The organism is Photobacterium sp. DNB23_23_1, assembly GCF_052873815.1.
Genome location: NZ_JBNNXT010000041.1, coordinates 25,085 through 43,742 on the forward strand (window position 1 = coordinate 25,085; position 18,658 = coordinate 43,742).

Annotated in this window: 17 protein-coding genes; 9 read left to right on the top strand and 8 right to left on the bottom strand. The window is 43.1% G+C overall.

Annotation, left to right across the window (positions count from 1 at the left end; all coding sequences use genetic code 11):
- Positions 1 to 254: 254 nt before the first annotated feature.
- Both ACVA53_RS20190 and ACVA53_RS20195 read right to left on the bottom strand, forming a co-directional pair.
- Positions 255 to 695, bottom strand: coding sequence for a VOC family protein (locus ACVA53_RS20190; protein ID WP_255043327.1), 441 nt, complete (start codon positions 693 to 695; stop codon positions 255 to 257).
- Between the two features lie 42 nt (positions 696 to 737).
- Entirely contained in the window at positions 738 to 1,415 is a 678-nt protein-coding gene (locus tag ACVA53_RS20195; protein ID WP_255043328.1) for a type 1 glutamine amidotransferase domain-containing protein, read from the bottom strand.
- Positions 1,416 to 1,534: 119 nt separating this feature from the next.
- Between ACVA53_RS20195 and ACVA53_RS20200 the strand changes: the two genes are divergently transcribed.
- From ACVA53_RS20200 to ACVA53_RS20215, 4 genes are all read left to right on the top strand, one after another.
- Complete coding sequence (locus ACVA53_RS20200; protein ID WP_255043329.1) at positions 1,535 to 1,909, top strand: DCC1-like thiol-disulfide oxidoreductase family protein; 375 nt, start codon at positions 1,535 to 1,537, stop codon at positions 1,907 to 1,909.
- A gap of 156 nt (positions 1,910 to 2,065) precedes the next feature.
- On the top strand, positions 2,066 to 3,253 hold the full coding sequence (locus tag ACVA53_RS20205) for an MFS transporter (protein WP_255043330.1): 1,188 nt from the start codon (positions 2,066 to 2,068) through the stop codon (positions 3,251 to 3,253).
- Positions 3,254 to 3,366: 113 nt separating this feature from the next.
- Entirely contained in the window at positions 3,367 to 3,822 is a 456-nt protein-coding gene (locus tag ACVA53_RS20210) for a dCMP deaminase family protein (RefSeq protein WP_446506073.1), read from the top strand.
- A 430-nt stretch (positions 3,823 to 4,252) separates the two neighbouring features.
- Complete coding sequence (locus tag ACVA53_RS20215) at positions 4,253 to 4,798, top strand: hypothetical protein (protein ID WP_255043332.1); 546 nt, start codon at positions 4,253 to 4,255, stop codon at positions 4,796 to 4,798.
- A gap of 76 nt (positions 4,799 to 4,874) precedes the next feature.
- Here ACVA53_RS20215 and ACVA53_RS20220 read toward each other — a convergent pair whose 3' ends face one another.
- Positions 4,875 to 6,554 (bottom strand): pseudouridine synthase, encoded by a 1,680-nt coding sequence (locus ACVA53_RS20220; protein WP_446506074.1) that lies wholly within the window; start codon positions 6,552 to 6,554, stop codon positions 4,875 to 4,877.
- A 398-nt stretch (positions 6,555 to 6,952) separates the two neighbouring features.
- On the opposite strand from ACVA53_RS20220, the gene ACVA53_RS20225 reads away from it, so the two are divergent.
- Positions 6,953 to 7,792 (top strand): EAL domain-containing protein, encoded by an 840-nt coding sequence (locus tag ACVA53_RS20225; RefSeq protein ID WP_255043335.1) that lies wholly within the window; start codon positions 6,953 to 6,955, stop codon positions 7,790 to 7,792.
- Between the two features lie 33 nt (positions 7,793 to 7,825).
- On the opposite strand, the gene ACVA53_RS20230 is transcribed toward ACVA53_RS20225, so the two are convergent.
- Positions 7,826 to 9,217 carry a class II fumarate hydratase gene (locus ACVA53_RS20230; protein WP_446506075.1) on the bottom strand — a complete coding sequence of 464 codons (1,392 nt, stop codon included), beginning with the start codon at positions 9,215 to 9,217 and terminating at the stop codon, positions 7,826 to 7,828.
- A gap of 444 nt (positions 9,218 to 9,661) precedes the next feature.
- On the opposite strand from ACVA53_RS20230, the gene ACVA53_RS20235 reads away from it, so the two are divergent.
- A complete protein-coding gene (locus tag ACVA53_RS20235) occupies positions 9,662 to 9,931 on the top strand; it encodes a PepSY domain-containing protein (protein WP_446506076.1) in 270 nt (89 codons plus the stop codon).
- Positions 9,932 to 10,098: 167 nt separating this feature from the next.
- On the opposite strand, the gene ACVA53_RS20240 is transcribed toward ACVA53_RS20235, so the two are convergent.
- The gene (locus ACVA53_RS20240; RefSeq protein WP_255043338.1) at positions 10,099 to 11,484 is read right to left on the bottom strand and encodes an alpha-amylase family glycosyl hydrolase; all 1,386 of its coding nucleotides are present in this window, start codon (positions 11,482 to 11,484) and stop codon (positions 10,099 to 10,101) included.
- 365 nt (positions 11,485 to 11,849) lie between these two features.
- On the opposite strand from ACVA53_RS20240, the gene glgC reads away from it, so the two are divergent.
- Entirely contained in the window at positions 11,850 to 13,067 is a 1,218-nt protein-coding gene (gene glgC, locus ACVA53_RS20245; protein ID WP_446506077.1) for a glucose-1-phosphate adenylyltransferase, read from the top strand.
- On the top strand, positions 13,057 to 14,574 hold the full coding sequence (glgA, locus tag ACVA53_RS20250; RefSeq protein WP_446506078.1) for a glycogen synthase GlgA: 1,518 nt from the start codon (positions 13,057 to 13,059) through the stop codon (positions 14,572 to 14,574). The genes glgC and glgA overlap by 11 nt, the downstream gene beginning before the upstream one ends.
- A gap of 61 nt (positions 14,575 to 14,635) precedes the next feature.
- Here glgA and ACVA53_RS20255 read toward each other — a convergent pair whose 3' ends face one another.
- Positions 14,636 to 14,929 carry an ArsR/SmtB family transcription factor gene (locus tag ACVA53_RS20255; RefSeq protein WP_255043341.1) on the bottom strand — a complete coding sequence of 98 codons (294 nt, stop codon included), beginning with the start codon at positions 14,927 to 14,929 and terminating at the stop codon, positions 14,636 to 14,638.
- A gap of 439 nt (positions 14,930 to 15,368) precedes the next feature.
- Here ACVA53_RS20255 and rsgA point away from each other — a divergent pair, with 439 nt between their 5' ends.
- Complete coding sequence (gene rsgA, locus ACVA53_RS20260; RefSeq protein ID WP_446506079.1) at positions 15,369 to 16,412, top strand: ribosome small subunit-dependent GTPase A; 1,044 nt, start codon at positions 15,369 to 15,371, stop codon at positions 16,410 to 16,412.
- A gap of 72 nt (positions 16,413 to 16,484) precedes the next feature.
- On the opposite strand, the gene ACVA53_RS20265 is transcribed toward rsgA, so the two are convergent.
- Positions 16,485 to 16,952 carry a murein L,D-transpeptidase catalytic domain family protein gene (locus tag ACVA53_RS20265; RefSeq protein WP_446506080.1) on the bottom strand — a complete coding sequence of 156 codons (468 nt, stop codon included), beginning with the start codon at positions 16,950 to 16,952 and terminating at the stop codon, positions 16,485 to 16,487.
- A gap of 389 nt (positions 16,953 to 17,341) precedes the next feature.
- The gene (locus tag ACVA53_RS20270; protein WP_255043345.1) at positions 17,342 to 18,277 is read right to left on the bottom strand and encodes a bile acid:sodium symporter family protein; all 936 of its coding nucleotides are present in this window, start codon (positions 18,275 to 18,277) and stop codon (positions 17,342 to 17,344) included.
- Between the last annotated feature and the right edge of the window lie 381 nt (positions 18,278 to 18,658).

The following is an 18,658-nucleotide window of genomic DNA, read 5'->3' on the forward strand; positions in this document are numbered from 1 at the left end:
TCTGAAAGATAAAAAAATCCTAGTAAAGAAATTCTTATCAAGAGGCATTTCATTTTGTGAAATGCAACTGATGGATTAGTGCTGTTGCATTATGCTTCTCAATGTGAGGTTAGATAATGCGGTATTAACAATGAGTAGATTGGGATTTTGATTAATAAAGTAGATTGAGAATAAAGGTATTAGGGTAGCGCTTCCCCTTTACCCTTTAAGTAAAAGGGGTAAAGCGCTACAACGAAATGACGATCAGCAACTGCTTACCACTTGCCAACATTTTCCATGGATACCCAAGGTTCAATAGGGGGTAATGCTTCGCCTTTTTGCAATAATTCTATAGAAATACCATCCGGTGAGCGCACGAATGCCATATGGCCATCGCGCGGTGGACGGTTAATTGTCACGCCACCTGCTTGGAGGTGAGCACAAAGATCGTAGATATTATCGACACGGAAGGCCAAGTGTCCGAAGTTTCGGCCGCCAGCATATTCCTCAGGATCCCAGTTGTAGGTTAGCTCAACCAGCGGTGCGCTAGTTATTTTCGCATTTTCGGCATCACCAGGCGCTGCAAGGAAAACCAAAGTGAAGCGACCTTTTTCACTTTCTTTACGATTGGTTTCGACTAAGCCCAGTTTGTTGCAGTAGAAATCTAGCGATGCATCAAGATCGCTGACTCTTACCATAGTGTGTAGATATTCCATGTTACTTCCTGTTATTGAACGCTATTGCCTAGCGCCAAGTTACTATTCTAACAGTAATTCTGCAACGGCTTCACCGACGCTGCTGGCCGATTGGGGGTTCTGTCCGGTAATCAGGCGATCATCGATTACAACGTTATTTGCCCAGGCTTCAGCTGCAACAAATGTCGCATTGGCCTGTTTAAGTTTGTCCTCTAACAAGAATGGTACGACGGCAGTAAGCCCTATAGCTTCTTCTTCTTCATTGGTGAATCCAGTGACTTTCTTGTTGGCAATTAGGTGGTCGCCGTTGGCATAGGTCATATTGACTAAAGCCGCTGGACCGTGGCAAATTGCGGCTAAAATACCATTATGTTGATAGATAGCAATGGCGACTCGATTAACATGCTCATCGTCAGGAAAATCCCACATGGTCCCGTGACCACCAGCAAATACGATGGCCTGATAGTCAGAAGGCATGACGTTATTGAGCGAGTGACTGTTTTTTAAATGATCAACCAGTTTTGGGTCTGCAAGAAATCGCGCGTTGAACTCATCTTCTTCATCCCAGCTTTTGGGGTCTACCGGTGTTTCTCCACCAGCAATTGACACGATATCTACGTCAATACCTTTATCGACCAAGGCAAAGTAGGGGTGAGTTAACTCTGAAAGCCAAAATCCAGTCGTTGTACCTGTGTTTCCTAGCGCTGCATGGCTGGTTAGGACAATTAATGCTTTTGCCATAATGTTACTCCCTCAAGCAAGAGTTGAAACGTACAGCGAAAGCATAGTATACCCAGCTACCTCTAGGTGCTGTTATCGCTACACTTTAACTAGGGACGACATATTGAGGCTCCAGAATCATGCTAGAACGTAAGTTGACCATTTTTTATGACGGTGCTTGCCCGAGCTGTGTCGATGATCGCAATTGGTTTACACGGCGACTGAGCCGCCCAGACACGGTTGTTTGGTGTGACATTACAGGAAAAGATGATTATCTAAAATCACTGGGAATAGACCCATACCTCGCTGTTAAAGAATTACATGTGATGGATATAAACGGTGAGATCCGAAAAGAGCTGGATGCCTATATTCTGCTATTCCGACAGGTATGGTACCTGCGTCCCCTTGTATGGGTAATGGCGATTTCATGTGTGAAAGTACGACTATCTCGTTGGTATCGAAAAACCGTTGATCGCCGCTTGGAAGGGCAGGGGCGAATGGATATTGATAAATGATGATTAGCGCTTTTGCGTCAACCACATTGAGCTGTCATCCAAAGTTTGTTTCTGTCTATATCGTTTGCGCAGCGAGCATGATTGAATTACATAGCCTTTTTCAACTGGACTGTTAAGCTAGTCGAATATTCGTTTATCATTTCAAGTAGGGAAGCTATGTCAGCTACTCGTAAATATCATGGGTGGAAAACACCACAAAACTTTTTGATCTTAATTTCAATTATCGTTCCGGTTGCATTTTCAAGTTGGCAGGCGCTACTCAATAATTTCGTAATTGAAGAAGCGGCTTTTACTGGGGCGGACATCGGCTTGTTACAGAGCGTACGAGAGATCCCTGGCTTTTTAGCATTTACTGCAGTCTTTGTTCTTATGTTCATCCGAGAGCAACGTTTTATGATTCTCTCGCTCGTAATGTTGACATTAGGGGTCGCCATTACCGGCTTTTTCCCATCGGTGTCGGGGTTGTTGATGACAACCTTACTGATGTCTACTGGCTTTCATTATTTTGAAACACTCAAACAGTCGTTATCTTTGCAATGGTTGAGCAAAGAGGAAGCACCAGAAGTTCTCGGGAAATTGATTTCAGTTGGCGCTCTGGCATCCTTGTGTACCTATGGTGCGTTGTGGCTCATGCTAGAGCAGTTTGAACTGTCATTTAAGTGGGTATATTTGATTACCGGTGTAGTAGCTTTTGCTATTTTGGTTTTTGTTGCTGCGGCATTTCCGCAATTTAAAAGTGAAACGGTACAGACGAAGAAATTGGTATTTCGTAAACGTTATTGGCTCTATTACGCACTGACGTTTATGAGCGGCGCCCGTCGTCAGATCTTTATTGTCTTCGCTGGGTTCTTGATGGTTGAAAAATTCGGTTATTCCGCAGCTGATATCACCTTGCTATTTTTGATTAATTACCTGTTTAACTGGCTATTTGCAAAAAAAATCGGACGGTTTATCGGGCGAGTGGGAGAGCGTAAAGCTTTGGTGTGTGAATATGTGGGCTTAATCGTGGTGTTTGCCGGTTATGCCATCGTAGAACAAGCTGAAATCGCAGCAGTGTTGTATGTTGTTGACCATTTATTTTTTGCTTTGGCGCTAGCAATGAAAACGTACTTCCAAAAAATAGCGGACCCAGCCGACATGGCTTCTACTGCAGGTGTTGCATTCACTATTAACCATATTGCTGCCGTCGTGATCCCTGTCAGCTTTGGCTTACTTTGGTTAACATCACCGTCTTCGGTGTTTTTTGCTGGAGCGGCAATGGCTGGGGTATCACTGTTGCTATCACTGAATATCCCGGCGAAGCCAGAGGAAGGGAATGAAGTTAGGATGCTAGCTTGGCGCTAATTACCCAAGTCAATGGGGAAATTGACACGCTATGGCAAGGTCGGACTTGAGCAATACGCATAAGTTTTGCATCATATATTCAAGTGATTTCGAAATACCACAAGGTAATGAATATGATTTCTAAATGGGCAGTGCGCTTTTTTCAAATGGCGGAGTTAGTTGGTTCATGGAGTAAAGACCCTTCAACACAAGTCGGTGCTGTTATTACTAAGGGCAACCGCATTGTTTCTGTTGGTTTCAATGGTTATCCCCACGGCGTATCTGACAGTGCAGATACTGATGACCGTGAAATGAAGTTATTGAAAACACTTCATGCTGAGGAAAATGCGATTTTGTTTGCCAAGCGTGATTTGGCAGATTGTGATATTTGGGTAACGCATTTTCCGTGCCCAAACTGTGCTGCCAAAATTATTCAAACAGGTATCTCGACAGTTCATTGTCCTGAACAGACTGAAGATTTTCTGTCGCGTTGGGGAGATAAGATCCAAGTGAGTAAAGAAATGTTTGAGCAGTCAGGTGTACAGGTAAACTGGCTACCGTTGGATGAGCTAGAAAAAATAGCAAATTAAGCAGAAAACCAAACTAATAACAGAGAGGCTGCGAGTGCAGCCTCTTTTTCGTTATGCTCTTCACCTCCAATCATATAGAAAAGCAGGGCGGGGTGTTCACTGCAATGGGGAAGGCAGCTGGCATTATGCCGAAGAGCATGAAATTACTTGGGGATAAATGGCTATGAACAGGATTAGCAACAAACTATCCCCAGAAATTGTGGATAACTGCTTATTACCTGATCAATGGATATAGTCAATAGGATGCTTAGGAAAATGTCATAGCAATCAACGCTATTATGTTTTGTATATATATTTTGATGCTATGTTAATGGCTGGTTTGTTGTTTTGTTATAGTGTTTAATTCTGTTTCAAACGGCGAAATCGCTTGTTTACTCAGGTGTTCCACATTAGTATCTACGCCAAATTTTACCTTTGTGGAGAGACTTGAATGGACTTGATCGTCGAAGTGCTGGGCTGGACCAGTGTCGCTTTTTACATATCACTGACTATTTTTAACAGTATGAAGGCGACACGTTTTGCGGCGTTTGGTTCTGCTGCGAACGATACAGTTTGGGCCTTATTGATGGGCTGGTATCCAAAGGTAATTCTTAACCTCGCAGTCGCAAGTATCAATACATACCGCTATGCGAAAGATTTCATGAGTGTATCCAAGACACTGCTGATTGCGTTGGGTAGCGTAATGGCTGTGGGTATTGGCTACATTCTATATGTTGCAGTGTCTTCATTTATTGCAGAGCCGACCTTAGCTGTAGGTTTCCAGTTCCTTGATTTGGGTATTATTCTAACAGCCATTTATATGACGAGTTTACGCAAGTACCGTGTACTGATGTTGATGTCTGGTTTTGTCGGTATGGTGGGTTACTATGGCAACCCTCAGATGATGATTATCAAAGCGCTGGTGATTGGTATCATGTCTTACAAGCTATATAAAAATCAGGATGACAGCGCACAAGCTGTTGCGACTCAGTCTTAATCTGATGTATTGATGAAAAAAGCCCCGGAACGGGTTAAGTTCCGGGGCTTTTTTTATGGATATCACGTTATGAAATTTAAAATTCAGCGTCGACTTGGAAGGTCATTGGCTCATTGGTGATAGGGTGGTTTAACTCTAACAACTCGGCATGCAGGTGAAGACGGGTGGTTTTAACGCCATACAAGTCGTCACCCAAAATCGGCATATTCAGGCCTAGCGAGTGGGCGCAATGCACGCGTAGCTGATGGGTTCGGCCGGTTTTCGGATACAAATGTACTTTCGTGTGTTTGTCGCTGCGGCTGATAACTTTCCACGTGGTTTCAGCCGGCTTACCGTGCTCATGGCATACAAGCTGGCGTGGCCTGTCATCCAGATCCCCGCGCAATGGCAGGTTAATCAATCCATGATCCGCCTCTAATACGCCATCAATCATGGCTGTATATCGTTTTTTGACGGTTCGCTGGATAAATTGTTTCTGTAGGCTTTTGTTGGCTCGCTTTGAAATAGCAATGACCATCAAACCCGAAGTTGACATATCTAGACGATGAACTATCAATGGCCCCGTTGCATCAGGGAACTGTTGTTTCATCCGTAGATACACGGAATCTTCAATGGTTTTACCCGGTACAGATAGAAACTCAGCTGGCTTGTTGACCACCGCCATATCTTCATCTTGATAAATAATTTCAAGGCTTTTTCCCTCTGCAGGATTCGTTAGCAGCGGATTGTCGTCAAGTTCGATACCTTCAAGCATATGGGTCAGAATTGGCTGGCATTTACCCTGACAAGCCGGGTAGTAGTGTTTGTGCCGGCGGATTTCAGATTTTGGTGAGCTACCCCACCAAAACTCGGCCATTGCGAGAGGTGTCATGTTGTGCTTAAAAGCAAACTGCAACAGTTTTGGCGCTGCACACTCACCGGCCCCTGCTGGTGGGACACCTTGGGCAGTGCTAATGAAGAGTTCACCAAGGCACTTTTCTTCCCCTTTACTGTTTAGAAAGCAGTATTGTTCGAACAACTTTTGCTGTAATGAAGAAGAGAAGTTACGGCGTTGCTCAACCAAAGGCGAGATCACATTCTGTAACAGATCAAGCAGCTCTTGCTTTTGGGCCACTTCAGCTTCCCAATAAAGTTTGAGGTCGCGCAACTGGAGCTTCTCGATCACACTTTCTTGGCTCAGTTGTGTTTTTAACTGATTACGTACTTCAGGGGCAAGATTGGCGCTGTCAGCACGTTTAGCTTTGCGTACTTTCCTGGCTTCGACCATGTTGCTACGATGCGCCGCAAGCGCTTCATTTGAGGCCAGTTGAGCTTCCTGCAACGCCTGTTTAGCAGTAGCGAGATCTGGATTTGCTTCTAATTTTTTAATCTGCTGACTTAACTCATTGAGTTTATCTTGGCCGCTTAGAAAAAAGCTGCCTTCTGCGAGCATATCGAACACAGGTGGAACAAAATTAGGCAGTAAGTTTTGATTTGCTACTTTTCCGGAAAAAGCCGAAAGAAAACCGACTTCTCCTTGTTGATTCTTAACCAGTAACACACCAAACATTTTCCCGATAGCGTTATCGGTATCACCATCTAGGCCAAAATTATGCTGCCAATCAGTTTGTGTCTCAAGATGCTGTTGTAGTTGTTCTGCGGCGACAAGGCACAATGGATGTGGCTCGTAGTAGAACGGGTATGTAAAACGCTCGGGCAACTCAAAGTGCTCGATAGAAGAAGTAAAGGGCGTAAAACAATGTTCCGTGGCGTGCATAAGCTGATCTATGGTGAAGTAATCATGTCCTATCTGTTCTGGTATGAGGTTGATAGGGGTTAAGGGCGGCAATTCTACCTGTTAGTCGAAAGGAGATCATCTTCGGAGATGAATTTCATTAAAAGTGATTGTAAAGTCGCATAAAGCTATGCGTCGCATTGCATTTCGTGGTCGTACATTTAACTATGCTGATTCGTTCACTATTGGTAGCAGTATTTTGATATTGTGATAGATAATTTTGAGTAATAAATTGTTGCTTACTGTTGCTATGAATTGTCAAGATATTGTAAATACGCTGAATGCGGTTTAGATATGGTCTAATCTATTTTAGAACGTTGACAGTTTAATCTCTAATGCCGATTGAATCGGTAGTAGATTTAATTAGGGCAGTTTTCTCAGTGGATAAAATTTTAAGAACAAAAGATGAGATTGAGCGTCATCTCCTTTTTCCTGGAGAGGAGCAGCATATTGCTTTATATCAGAATCTTGTTCTTAAAAGTGCATTTCAACCCATAGTTAAAGCCGATGGTAGTGTATTTGCTTACGAAGCATTAATGAGGGTATACGACTCAAACGGTGATTTAGTCAATAATGGAGACTTAATCAAACATTACCGAGGCCACCCTGTTCATTTAATTAATATTGACCGACTTGCCCGGGTCATCCACCTCAGAAATTTCTCGCTCTCTAAGCTAACCACCAACTTGTTTATTAATATGATGCCAGTCACCATCTTATTTTGTGAGAATGAGGGGCTTGTTGACTCTATCTTGTTACCTCGAATTTATGAACTGGGTTTAAAGCCAGAACAAGTTTTTATCGAGATCATAGAGCATTACACAGACGATGATATCGCTTTGGAGAGAGCTACTCGCCACTTGAGCCAGGTCGGTTTGAATATTGTCATTGATGATTTTGGGATTGAAGGGTCTTCCGAACAGCGCGCTCGGTCCGTGTCACCCAACGTAATAAAAGCAGATAGTTCCTTATTGGCAGAATACCTAAAGGGGCACACTCAACCGCTTCTAAATGTTTTTGCGTTGTGTCGAGAATTGGGGGCCAGTCTCATCGTCGAAGGGGTTGAAGACTTAAGAGGGTATCATGCAGCAATATCATTAGGGGCTGATTACCTTCAGGGCTTTTATGTTGGGCTCCCGCAGTTTAAGAGCGCGACTAGCCAAGCAGTATTAAAGGGTTGCCAAGAATTTAACAAAAGCAACTTTGACCAACCCAATTAAACTACCTGGGCTGGCCTGTTTATAAATAATCTATCAGCCTTTATCTGCAATCCCTCCTTGAGTTAAGTGGTGGGGTTCTAGTAGTTCTTCTAATTCACTTCTGCTTATATCTGTTTTTTCTATTGCTACGTCAATGATATTTCGTCGTTCTTTATAAGCTTTCTTTGCAATTTCAGCGGCTTTTAGGTAACCAATGATCGGGTTTAGTGCGGTAACAAGAATTGGATTTCTGGCAAGAGCGTCATTAAGCGTATCTTGTTTAACGCTAAACGTATTAATTGCTTTATCAGCCAGGAGTATCAGTGATTTTGCCAAAAGCTCGATACTTTGTAATACGTTATAGGCAATGACGGGCAGCATGACATTGAGTTGGAAGTTACCCGACTGCCCGGCTATAGAAATTGTTGTGTCGTTGCCCATCACCTGCGCGGCAACCATGGCTGACGACTCAGGAATAACCGGGTTTACTTTTCCTGGCATGATCGATGAACCTGGCTGCAATGACTCTAATTCGATTTCACCAAGACCAGTTAGCGGGCCAGAGTTCATCCATCTTAAGTCATTACTGATTTTCATCAGAGCGACAGCGGCTGTTTTGAGCTGCCCGGACAAACTGACAATTGCATCTTGGCTACTGAGGTTATAAAAGAAATTATCGCTGACCGTGAAATCGACTTCTGTCGATACGGATATGTTGTTGACGAAGATTGCTGGAAAATCTGGTGCTGAATTAATACCGGTACCGACAGCGGTTCCGCCTTGGCCTAATGCGACCACGTTATCCAGAGCCATAACGATCCCTTGGCGGGCCTTAGATAATTGTGTTTTCCAACCTTCCATTTCTTGGCCCAAGGTCACGGGCATAGCGTCCATTAAATGGGTTCTGCCGGTTTTTGTTATATGCCCAATGGCGGCCACTTTCTTATCAAGTGTGTCTATGATGTGGTCAAAGGCTGGGAGCAATTGTCGGTGGCTGGCAAGGGCAGAGCTGACTTGTATCGCTGTTGGGATAACATCGTTGCTGCTCTGTCCCATGTTTACGTCATCATTGGCACTCACTTGTTGACCTAACTTCCCTGTGGCTAAGGTTGCAATGACTTCGTTGGCATTCATATTAGAGCTTGTTCCTGAGCCTGTTTGAAAGATGTCGACGGGAAATTGCTCTAAATATTGACCATCGATGATCTCCTGACAGCTATCGATAATGGCATGGGCCTTATCAAAATCCAGCAGCTCTAATTCAAGGTTACTTCTTGCTGCAGCTTGCTTAATGAATGCCAATGCTTGGATGAATAGGCTGGGCATAGGGATGCTACTAACGGGAAAGTTTTCAATCGCGCGCTGGGTTTGCGCGCTATAAAGGGCTTTTAATGGGACTTTCACTTCCCCCATGCTGTCAACTTCAGTTCGGTATCGCGATGTCATGTGTCCCCCTACGGAAACAGAAATGAAGGTGTTATCGACAAGCTTAGATGTAATACCAACCTACATAAATATTTGATCAGTCTTGCAGGTTAAAATCGCTGTTCTCTGCGTTAGAGATTTTGTAATTAGAGCCACTAGTTACTGCAATATCTGTCTTGATAAAAACGGTTTTTCCAGTGCAAATACTTGATCAACGACTTAGCCAGATTGGTATAATTCGTGAAACCGAGAGAATTTGCTGAGAATTGACTTGCATAGCTGCAAGTGCCGTTAGAATCCAAGAAATGAAGCGTGGTGTAAGCCATTAAGGATTCATACTTAGGATAAATAGTAAAAATAGCGTGATGTTATTCACATCTTGTTCGTTGTGTAAGCAAGTAATTGCGAGCACATTTGGTATTATGCGTTTAGTGTTCATAGTTACAGGTGGATGATATGAAAGTGATGTCAAAATCTCTGTTAGCGGTGCTTACAGTGTGTAGTTTTTCTCTGCCTGTCTATGCTGATCCGGTTGAACGTTCTGTTTCACCGGCGTTGACAGTACCAAAGGCAATGAGGTTACTCCAAACCCATGGTTATCATGATTTTCGTAAGATAAAGGTCGAGCGAGATGATCATGAAATCGAAGTAGAAGCTAGAAATGCCGATGGTCACAGAGTCGAAATTGAAATGGATCTTTTTAGCGGGAAAATTCTAACCGTTGAACGCGACTAACGCACAGTTATAAGTTTTGTGAAAGCCGCGTATGGTTTCTTCAATCAGAAGCCATACGCGGCTTTTGTCATTTTAATATGTGATACCAATCTGGATAAGTAGTTGATCAAGGATTTTAACCTGCAAGACTGATCAAATATTTATGTAGGTTGGTATGAGCGTTTAACTCAGCAACTTAGGTGTACTAACATTGTGCAGCTGCATGCAGCCACGGTGTACTTTTCTGATACCTCACACGATGAAGAAGGCTCAATTTTACTGGAGTCCATTAGTACTGAAAATTGGCCAACTGGTAGCTCAATATTTAATGGTTTGTCTCCTCTATTGATAGCCACAATGCCTTTACTGCCTCGGCTAAACACCAAGTGATCTTCACCCATGGACATCACAGCCATAGGCAGAGACTGCATCAAGTTATGAAAGCTGATCATTTGAGTGAGTACTGAATCACTCCATCTATCTTTCCATCTAGGTAAGCCGTTACTGTTAGTTATTTTGCTTGTATCTAGATCACTATAGATCAACGGAACACCACCGTCCCTTCCCAAAATATAACAATAGGTGAATATTTCATTTTGCTCAGTCATTACTTGATCTAAGAATACATCATTGTTCGGAATATCATGGGTGATGGCAAAGGTGATCGCTCTATCATAGGCCAATGCCTGTCCTACTGAATACGGGTTATCAAGTTCGGCCATGGGTTGGCCTTTCTCAAATACATTGTACATGGCATGAAAAAGTGGGAAATCGTATGCCCCTAAACTTGTCCCTTTTAAATAAGGCGCTAAGAAAAGCTCATACTCTTCTTTTGTTGCACCTCCATCAGTGATGATTTCACCAAAAATATGGACATCTGCACTCACTTTTTTGTCCCAGACCAATTGAATATGTTCAAGTGTTAAGTGCTTAGCAGCATCAATGCGAAAGCCTTTTATACCTAATCGTTTTAAGCTATTAATATAACATTTCTGTTGTTTTACTACATTCTGGTTACATTTTAGCGTCGGTAAACCGGGATCTTCACTACTACCACTTATCCTGCCGTGCTGAACTTCCCATGGATCTGTCCAGTTTTGGATTGGAAACGCTTTGATAAAATCCCGCTCAGAGAATAAGGGTTTAGTGAGATCTCCAAATAATTTGAGTTTTTCATAATTTTCTGCTGACTGTTGATATTCATCTAATACCTGATTAGATGGGAAGTTCAGATCATGCCTAAGGTGTGACTCATTGGCCATGTGATTGAAGACAACATCAACATAAACATGCACGTCATACTCGTTCAATACTGCTGTCATCTTACGGAAATCTTCAGTGTTACCTAGTTGATTGTCTATCACTCGATAATCTTGCGGTTGGTAGCGCTGCCACCATTCTGTGCCGCTTTCATGTTTGTATGATTTCAGAGGGGGAGAGACAAGAACGGCCTTGTAGCCTGAACTTGCTATTTTTTTAGCATACTGCGTGACTCGATTGTACGGCCAGTCGAAGGCGTGAAGAATCACATTGGTCGCTTTGATTTTCGTCTGTGTAGTATTGCTGGTTGTCATGGTTAGTGTCCCTTCAATGAACTAAGGGCAGTCTATCGCTAGTTGATGAAAAAGTATTCAGCTCTCCGAGTAAAAAAAGGGGAGTAGGAGAGGGGGAGTAGTCTGACCAGTGTTGCTTTAATGTGTGAGAATCGCGCCAACTGTAAACAATATAAAATATTGTTGGTGTTTCTTTGTTATTTGGTTTATTGATAGTTCTACCACTAGGGATGAGGTGGTAGTAGATGATGAAAAAAACATCATTTTAAATGTAGGAAAAGAATATTTTTGTAGGTATTCACCAATTTTCACTACAAGCCTATTCTAAACACTCATTGGAATATGGTATATATGACCGCGATTGCTTACTAACAAGGAGGTACACCATGGCTGGTGTTTTAGGAATGATTTTAGCAGGTGGCGAAGGTTCACGTCTGCGTCCATTAACAGATTCGCGAACTAAACCTGCGGTGCCATTTGGTGGCAGTTACCGCCTTATTGATTTTGCATTAAACAACTTTTTGAATGCTGATCTTATGAAGATTTATGTTTTGACTCAGTTCAAATCTCAATCTTTGTATGTACACATGAAGAAAGGCTGGAATGTATCGGGGATCACAGGGCGTTTTATTGACCCTATTCCAGCGCAAATGCGCATGGGTAAGCGTTGGTATGATGGTACTGCTGATGCCATTTATCAGAATATGCGTTTTATGCAGTTAGAAGAACCTGACCAGGTTTGTATTTTTGGTAGTGACCACATTTATAAGATGGATGTTAAGCAGATGCTTAATTTCCACCTTGATAAAAAGGCGGATCTAACCGTTGCTGCTCTGCGGATGCCATTGAGCGAAGCGAGTGCATTTGGTGTTATCGAAGTTGATGAAAACGGTTGTATGGTTGGCTTTGAAGAAAAGCCTGCGAACCCTAAGTCTATTCCTGGTGACCCTGAAAATGCTCTTGTTTCAATGGGTAACTATATTTTCGAAACCGATGTTCTTTGCAAAGAATTGGAAGAAGATGCTGTTAACGAAGAGTCGAGCCATGACTTTGGTAAAGACATTATTCCAAAGCTTTTCCCTCAGGGTAAAGTCTACGTTTATGACTTCATGACCAATATTATTCCTGGCGAGAAAACAGCGGGTTACTGGCGTGATGTAGGTACGATTGAGTCTTATTGGCAGGCTCACATGGATCTTCTTTCTGAAGACGCACCATTCTCTTTATATAACCGCCAGTGGCAGCTTCACACTTATTACCCACCGTTGCCGCCTGCAACGCTGCTAGATAGTGACGATTGCAAGGTGGATACTAATAACTGCATGATTTCAGCGGGTAGTTATATCCGTGGTGCTAAAGTGTATAAATCTGTATTGGGTTTCCGTACCAATGTTGATCAAAATACATTTATTAGTGAATCAGTTATTCTTGGTGACGTAAAAATCGGTGCAAACTGTTCAATCCGTCGCGCAATTATTGATAAGAATGTGATGATTGCACCAGGGACGGTTATCGGCGAGAACTTGGAAGAAGATAAGAAGCACTACCATGTATCTGACGAAGGAATTGTTGTGATACCAAAAGGAGCAAAAATTGGTTACTAGAAAGAAATCTAACTCTAAGCCACTGCAAATCTTGTTTGTTGCTTCAGAGGTAGACGGATTGGTCAAAACGGGAGGCTTGGCGGATGTTGCCAAGTCACTGCCAGCAGCCCTAAAGGAACTAGGGCATGATGTGCGTGTGGTGATGCCTCTTTATCGTAAAGTACCTAATGGTGCAGAAGCGGTTGAATTGCTTGATACTGAATTACAAGTACCGACTCAACCACAGGCCGTGCCGTATAAAGTAAAACAGTTGCAAAATGGTGATGTACCTGTTTATACCGTCGATGCCCCTGTGTATTTTGACCGTCCTGAGCTGTATGCGGAAAACAATGAAGGGTACCGTGATAATGGTGAACGATTTGCTTTCTTTAGTGCAGTTGCCTTGGATATGTGTGAAAAATTGGGTTTCAAACCTGATGTTGTTCACTGTAATGACTGGCACACAGGACTTGTTCCGTTTTTGCTGAAAACTCGTTATGCCGATGATACGTTTTATGCAGACACTAAAAGCGTGATCACCATCCATAATGCGGTATTCAAAGGGACATTCAATTACGATCAGTACAGCTTGATCCCGGAACTGATTCAAAAGCGCTACCTTCAGCTAGAAGATGGCGCTGCCAATATTAGCATGCTTAAAGCCGGTGTCGCATTTGCAGATAAAGTAAATGCAGTAAGCCCGAACTATGCGAAAGAACTGCTGACTGAGATTGGTTCTCACGGTATGGCACCTGATTTCCAGCATCGTTCAGATGTGCTTTACGGCATCGTCAATGGTTGTGACTATGGTGATTGGAGCCCGGAAACTGATCCGTACATCAAGCAGCGCTTTAAAGCCAATAAAGTCAGCCTAGCCCGCGGCAAGAAAGCGTGTAAACGCGACTTGCAGCAGCAGGTAAACTTGCCTCTGGACGATGTGCCTCTATATGGTATGGTGTGTCGACTAACTGAGCAAAAGGGGATTCAGTACCTTTTGCCAGCGCTTCGTGACTTCTTGGTCAACGACGTACAGATTGTATTGGTTGGTAGTGGTGATCCTAAATTAGCTGACGCACTGCGTGAAATTAGTGCGGATTTTTCTGATAAGTTTGCGTTTATCGAAGCCTATGACAACCCATTAGCACACTGTGTAGAAGCTGGATCGGATTTCTTTTTGATGCCTTCTCAGTTTGAGCCTTGTGGCTTGAACCAGATCTACAGCCTTGCTTACGGTACTTTACCTATTGTGCGTGGTGTCGGTGGTTTGAAAGATACGGTTATCGATTACGATAACACGCCTCAGGTTGCGACAGGCTTCATTTTTGATGCTCCAACGCCTGAAGCGCTGCTTATCAAGATGCAGCGTAGCTTATTGCTTTATTGCCAACGTCCTCAGGAGTTCAAGCGTCTACAGCAAAATGCGATGGCTTGTCGTTTTGAGTGGAAAGACGCCGCAGAGCAATACTTGCGTATGTATTCTGGTGAAGAAGAGCCCGTACTTGAAAAAAAGCCGTTTGAGTGTGCCTGATTATTAGCTTAGGTATGCTGTAATGTTGATAAAGCCCTCGCCAATGCGAGGGCTTTTTTCGTTAGCATTCTTCGTCTATACAGCACTCGTCCTTTAGAAATGCTATGACACCATCCAGGTGCTCATATTCTGCAACGCAATATAAAGTCCGACCTTCACGGCGCTGGGTAAGCAAGCCAGCAGACACAAGACTTGATATATGGTGAGAGAGCGTAGACCCCGGAATAGCGAGCTTTTCCTGCAGGCTACCGACTGGTGTCCCTTGGTAACCAGCACGAACAACAGCTTTATAAATGCTCAGGCGAGTAGGGTGCCCTAACTCTTTTAATGCCTTTGCGACAACGTCGATTTCCATCGTTGGTCATTCCAGAAATAATATTAATTCGATACTACTGGAACTATATCGCTTACGCCAGTTAAAGCGCAAATCATGTTGAATGTGAATCACTCACAGAGTAGTCAGGCAATTTGTAATGGATACAGGTAGACAAAGCCTACCCATTTTCTGACGTTCTGTTATCATCTACACGTTCATTTAATGAAGATAGGAGATAAAGATGATTGTATTACATACCCACTCGGCAAAGACAGTGACGGTAAATCAATAAGCGAATAGCAGCTGATAGTAACGATGTAGCATGCTCATCAAGACGAAACGAACCGCTTTACTACCTCCTTTCCATTGCCCGGTGTAACTAAATCCGGGGTCTATTAATATTTGTTTGACCCTATATTCTCTTTGATACGCATTATCAGAGTCATATTATGTGAATGGCTTGTGCGTGGGGAAAATAATGAATTCTATTATTACACTTAGCCAGCTTGGTTGGCAGCCAGTATTCCAACAACAATTAACACTAGAAGATTATGAGCAGGCCAGTATTGCTCGTATTTTGGCGCATCACCGTAACGGTTATGTCTTGCAGACCGAGCATGGTCAAGCCACACTTGAAATTCACCATTCTCTTCCAGCAATGACGGTAGGGGACTGGTTACTGGTCGACAGCGATAACCGATTTATCCGCCTGTTAGAACGGGTGTCATTGTTTAGTCGCAAAGCTGCCGGTGCTAAAGCAGCAGAACAGTATATCGCTGCCAATGTTGATTCGTTATTCATTGTCTGTTCGCTAAACCATGATTTTAATCTCAGTCGAATAGAACGTTACTTGGCCATTGCCCGTGAAGCCAACGTTGAGCCTATGATTGTGCTCACCAAAGCTGATTTATCTGATGATCGTGATGATAAACGTCAGCAGGTACAAGATCTCGATCCCATGTTGATCGTGGAAGTGATTAATGCACTTGATCCAACCGCTTATGCAACTCTCGAATCATGGTGCCGTAAGGGTAAGACGATTGCATTTATGGGATCATCAGGTGTTGGCAAGTCGACGCTTATCAATACCTTGATGGGAGGCTCGGTACAACAAACGGGCTCGATACGTGAAGATGACAGCAAAGGGCGTCATACGACAACTTCGCGGTCATTACACTTTATGCCATCGGGTGCAGTGTTAATTGATACTCCCGGAATGCGTGAGTTACAGTTGACCGATTGTGAAAATGGTGTGGTGGAAACTTTCGCCGATATTGAAGCTATCAGCAAACAGTGCCGGTTTAGTGATTGTCAGCACCAATCAGAACCTGGTTGTGCGATTCAACGTGCACTTAAAACTGGTGAAGTAGATCAACGCCGCGTACAGAATTACTATAAATTGTTAGCTGAACAGGCCCGAAACAGTGCAACATTGAGTGAATTGCGGGACAAAGACAAACAGCTTGGCAAAATGTACCGTTCTGTACAAAGCCATAGTCGACAGCGGAAGAAAGGTTACTAGTTTTTGAGCTAGTGTGGTATTGCAAAGCCTTACTGTAACGTTCAGTAAGGCTTTTTGTTTTTGGTGATTAAGTTATTGATAATAAACGAAAATGTAACCGCTCTCTTTGATGCTGTTTACCGCTTTATCTAAATGCTCGAATGGAATCGCGAAGCAGCCTTCGCTACGCCCTAGCATGCCATTATTTTTCATAAACTCACCACTAACATAGTCAGCACCATGAACGACAATGAATCGGCTTCTGGCTCTATCATTGATACCAACTTCTAGTCCATCTATACGAAGTGAGTATCCATTAACGCCAAAATAAGTTTCTCCGGTTCTAAACATACCGACTGAAGATTTATGTGAGCCATAAACATTAGAAAACGTTTTCGGGTAACGGTAGCCAGACTCTTTGGCATGGGCCACTAAGCTTTGATGCGTTATCTGTCTTCTTTCTAGATCAACAATGAATAGTCGTTCTTTCTCCGATGGTAGCGTGTAATCGATAATCGTCAGGCTAGAAGGTGATATTCCAAGTTTATTAGCGCGCGACATAGCATGCTCAACCAAACTGGGCTTGAAATAAGCATGTTCAGATATAGCTATCCCGTTATAGTCACTCCCTGAGGAGCAGCCGAATATAGAAGCAATGAAGGTGAGCAGGCCTATAATATTTAGATATTTCACGTTTCTCACTGTAGTAATTAATATCCATGGTTGCCATAGGGGAGCTGCAATTAAGGTTCAGCCTTAAATTAAGCTATCGCATACTATGAGCGACAATTTTTTGGCATTGTTAAATGTTGAATGTGTTTGAAAGAAACGTTTGCAATGGCATTGTTGTCCATAAATACCAAACAAGGCACAGTGCATTTCACATTGTGCCTTGTTTTCAAACGGTTATTACTCAACGAAGCATCTTGGGCTTAATTGGGTATAGAAAATCAACAGACCGGAGAGGTTTTAGCTCGCTTTTGATGTCTGCTCGCCCAGTAGCCAGCCAATAGAGAGCCGGAAATATTGTGCCAGACTGAGAATATGGTGCCTGCGATGGCTGATGCTGGTGAGAAGAATTTCATTGCCAGTGCTGTCGCCAGTCCTGAGTTTTGAAGTCCGACCTCAAAGGCGATGGTTCGACATGTCGATTCATTGAATCCGAGTAAACGGCAACTGTAGTAGCCAGCAGTGAGCCCTACAGCATTGTGTAGAACAACAGCCAGTGCCACCATCGGGCCGACTTGGCTTAAATTGCCGGCATTGAGCGCGACGACAATTGCAATGATGAATACAATGGCGATCATTGAGATCAGTGGTAGAAGTGTATGAACTTTTGCAACGGTTTTTTGCGCAAAGCTATTGATAAGCAGGCCTATGCCGACCGGAATCAACACTATTTTCACTAGGCTCATCAGCATGGCATTAACGGGGACATCAACGGTTTCGCCAACGAGTAGTTCGACAAGTAGTGGCGTGAGAATAACCCCGAGTAAGGTTGAAATTGCTGTCATTGATATTGATAGGGCAACATTTCCTTTGGCTAGAAATGCCATTACATTGGACGATGTTCCGCCTGCGACACTACCCACTAGCACCATACCCACAGTTAATTCGGTACTGAATCCCAGCAAGGTGCTGATCAATAGAGCCGTGAGAGGCATGATGAGAAATTGCAGGACAACACCCACTCCGACCGCTTTTTTATGCTGGACAACATTGAGGAAGTCCTTGGGCGACAAGCTCACCCCCATTGCCAGCATAATTATGGTCAGTAAAGGGACGATTTGGGTTTTTAGCCCAACGAATAAACTGGGAGATAAATATGCTAATACCGAAAATGTGACGGCCCATAGCGGAAATAATTGGGTGATTCTTCCTATCATGTTGACTTCCTTTTCGCTTTCTCCCACACGCTAGGGAGAAATTAATGTAAAACAATCTCTGCCTTGATAACAACGACTTTCCCGTGCAATGACTTATCTAAACAGTTATTAATAATGTGTTAAATATTTTTTCACAAAATTTATTGGTAGAACAGTAAGGAAAGTGAATACAGCGGTAGATGCTACGTTACTGTTCACTGCATAAGTGATGTATCAAATTAATGTTATTTTTTGGTTTTAACTGATGAATAGAAAGTACTTACTAGAGTTTAAAGCTATTGACGGTTGCAAGCATTTTTAAGGTAAGCCTGAATTCAGATAATAAGTGCGACACTCATGGGAAGGTGTAAAAGAGGAAGCCAACTGCCGAAAGTGGTACGC

What these genes read in the sequence shown, in the direction of transcription:
- ACVA53_RS20190 (WP_255043327.1), bottom strand. Translation starts at nt 695, where the DNA reads ATGGAATATCTACACACTATGGTAAGAGTCAGCGATCTTGATGCATCG.
- ACVA53_RS20195 (WP_255043328.1), bottom strand. Translation starts at nt 1,415, where the DNA reads ATGGCAAAAGCATTAATTGTCCTAACCAGCCATGCAGCGCTAGGAAAC.
- ACVA53_RS20200 (WP_255043329.1), top strand. Translation starts at nt 1,535, where the DNA reads ATGCTAGAACGTAAGTTGACCATTTTTTATGACGGTGCTTGCCCGAGC.
- ACVA53_RS20205 (WP_255043330.1), top strand. Translation starts at nt 2,066, where the DNA reads ATGTCAGCTACTCGTAAATATCATGGGTGGAAAACACCACAAAACTTT.
- ACVA53_RS20210 (WP_446506073.1), top strand. Translation starts at nt 3,367, where the DNA reads ATGATTTCTAAATGGGCAGTGCGCTTTTTTCAAATGGCGGAGTTAGTT.
- ACVA53_RS20215 (WP_255043332.1), top strand. Translation starts at nt 4,253, where the DNA reads ATGGACTTGATCGTCGAAGTGCTGGGCTGGACCAGTGTCGCTTTTTAC.
- ACVA53_RS20220 (WP_446506074.1), bottom strand. Translation starts at nt 6,554, where the DNA reads ATGCACGCCACGGAACATTGTTTTACGCCCTTTACTTCTTCTATCGAG.
- ACVA53_RS20230 (WP_446506075.1), bottom strand. Translation starts at nt 9,217, where the DNA reads ATGACATCGCGATACCGAACTGAAGTTGACAGCATGGGGGAAGTGAAA.
- ACVA53_RS20235 (WP_446506076.1), top strand. Translation starts at nt 9,662, where the DNA reads ATGTCAAAATCTCTGTTAGCGGTGCTTACAGTGTGTAGTTTTTCTCTG.
- ACVA53_RS20240 (WP_255043338.1), bottom strand. Translation starts at nt 11,484, where the DNA reads ATGACAACCAGCAATACTACACAGACGAAAATCAAAGCGACCAATGTG.
- glgC (WP_446506077.1), top strand. Translation starts at nt 11,850, where the DNA reads ATGGCTGGTGTTTTAGGAATGATTTTAGCAGGTGGCGAAGGTTCACGT.
- ACVA53_RS20255 (WP_255043341.1), bottom strand. Translation starts at nt 14,929, where the DNA reads ATGGAAATCGACGTTGTCGCAAAGGCATTAAAAGAGTTAGGGCACCCT.
- rsgA (WP_446506079.1), top strand. Translation starts at nt 15,369, where the DNA reads ATGAATTCTATTATTACACTTAGCCAGCTTGGTTGGCAGCCAGTATTC.
- ACVA53_RS20265 (WP_446506080.1), bottom strand. Translation starts at nt 16,952, where the DNA reads ATGTCGCGCGCTAATAAACTTGGAATATCACCTTCTAGCCTGACGATT.
- ACVA53_RS20270 (WP_255043345.1), bottom strand. Translation starts at nt 18,277, where the DNA reads ATGATAGGAAGAATCACCCAATTATTTCCGCTATGGGCCGTCACATTT.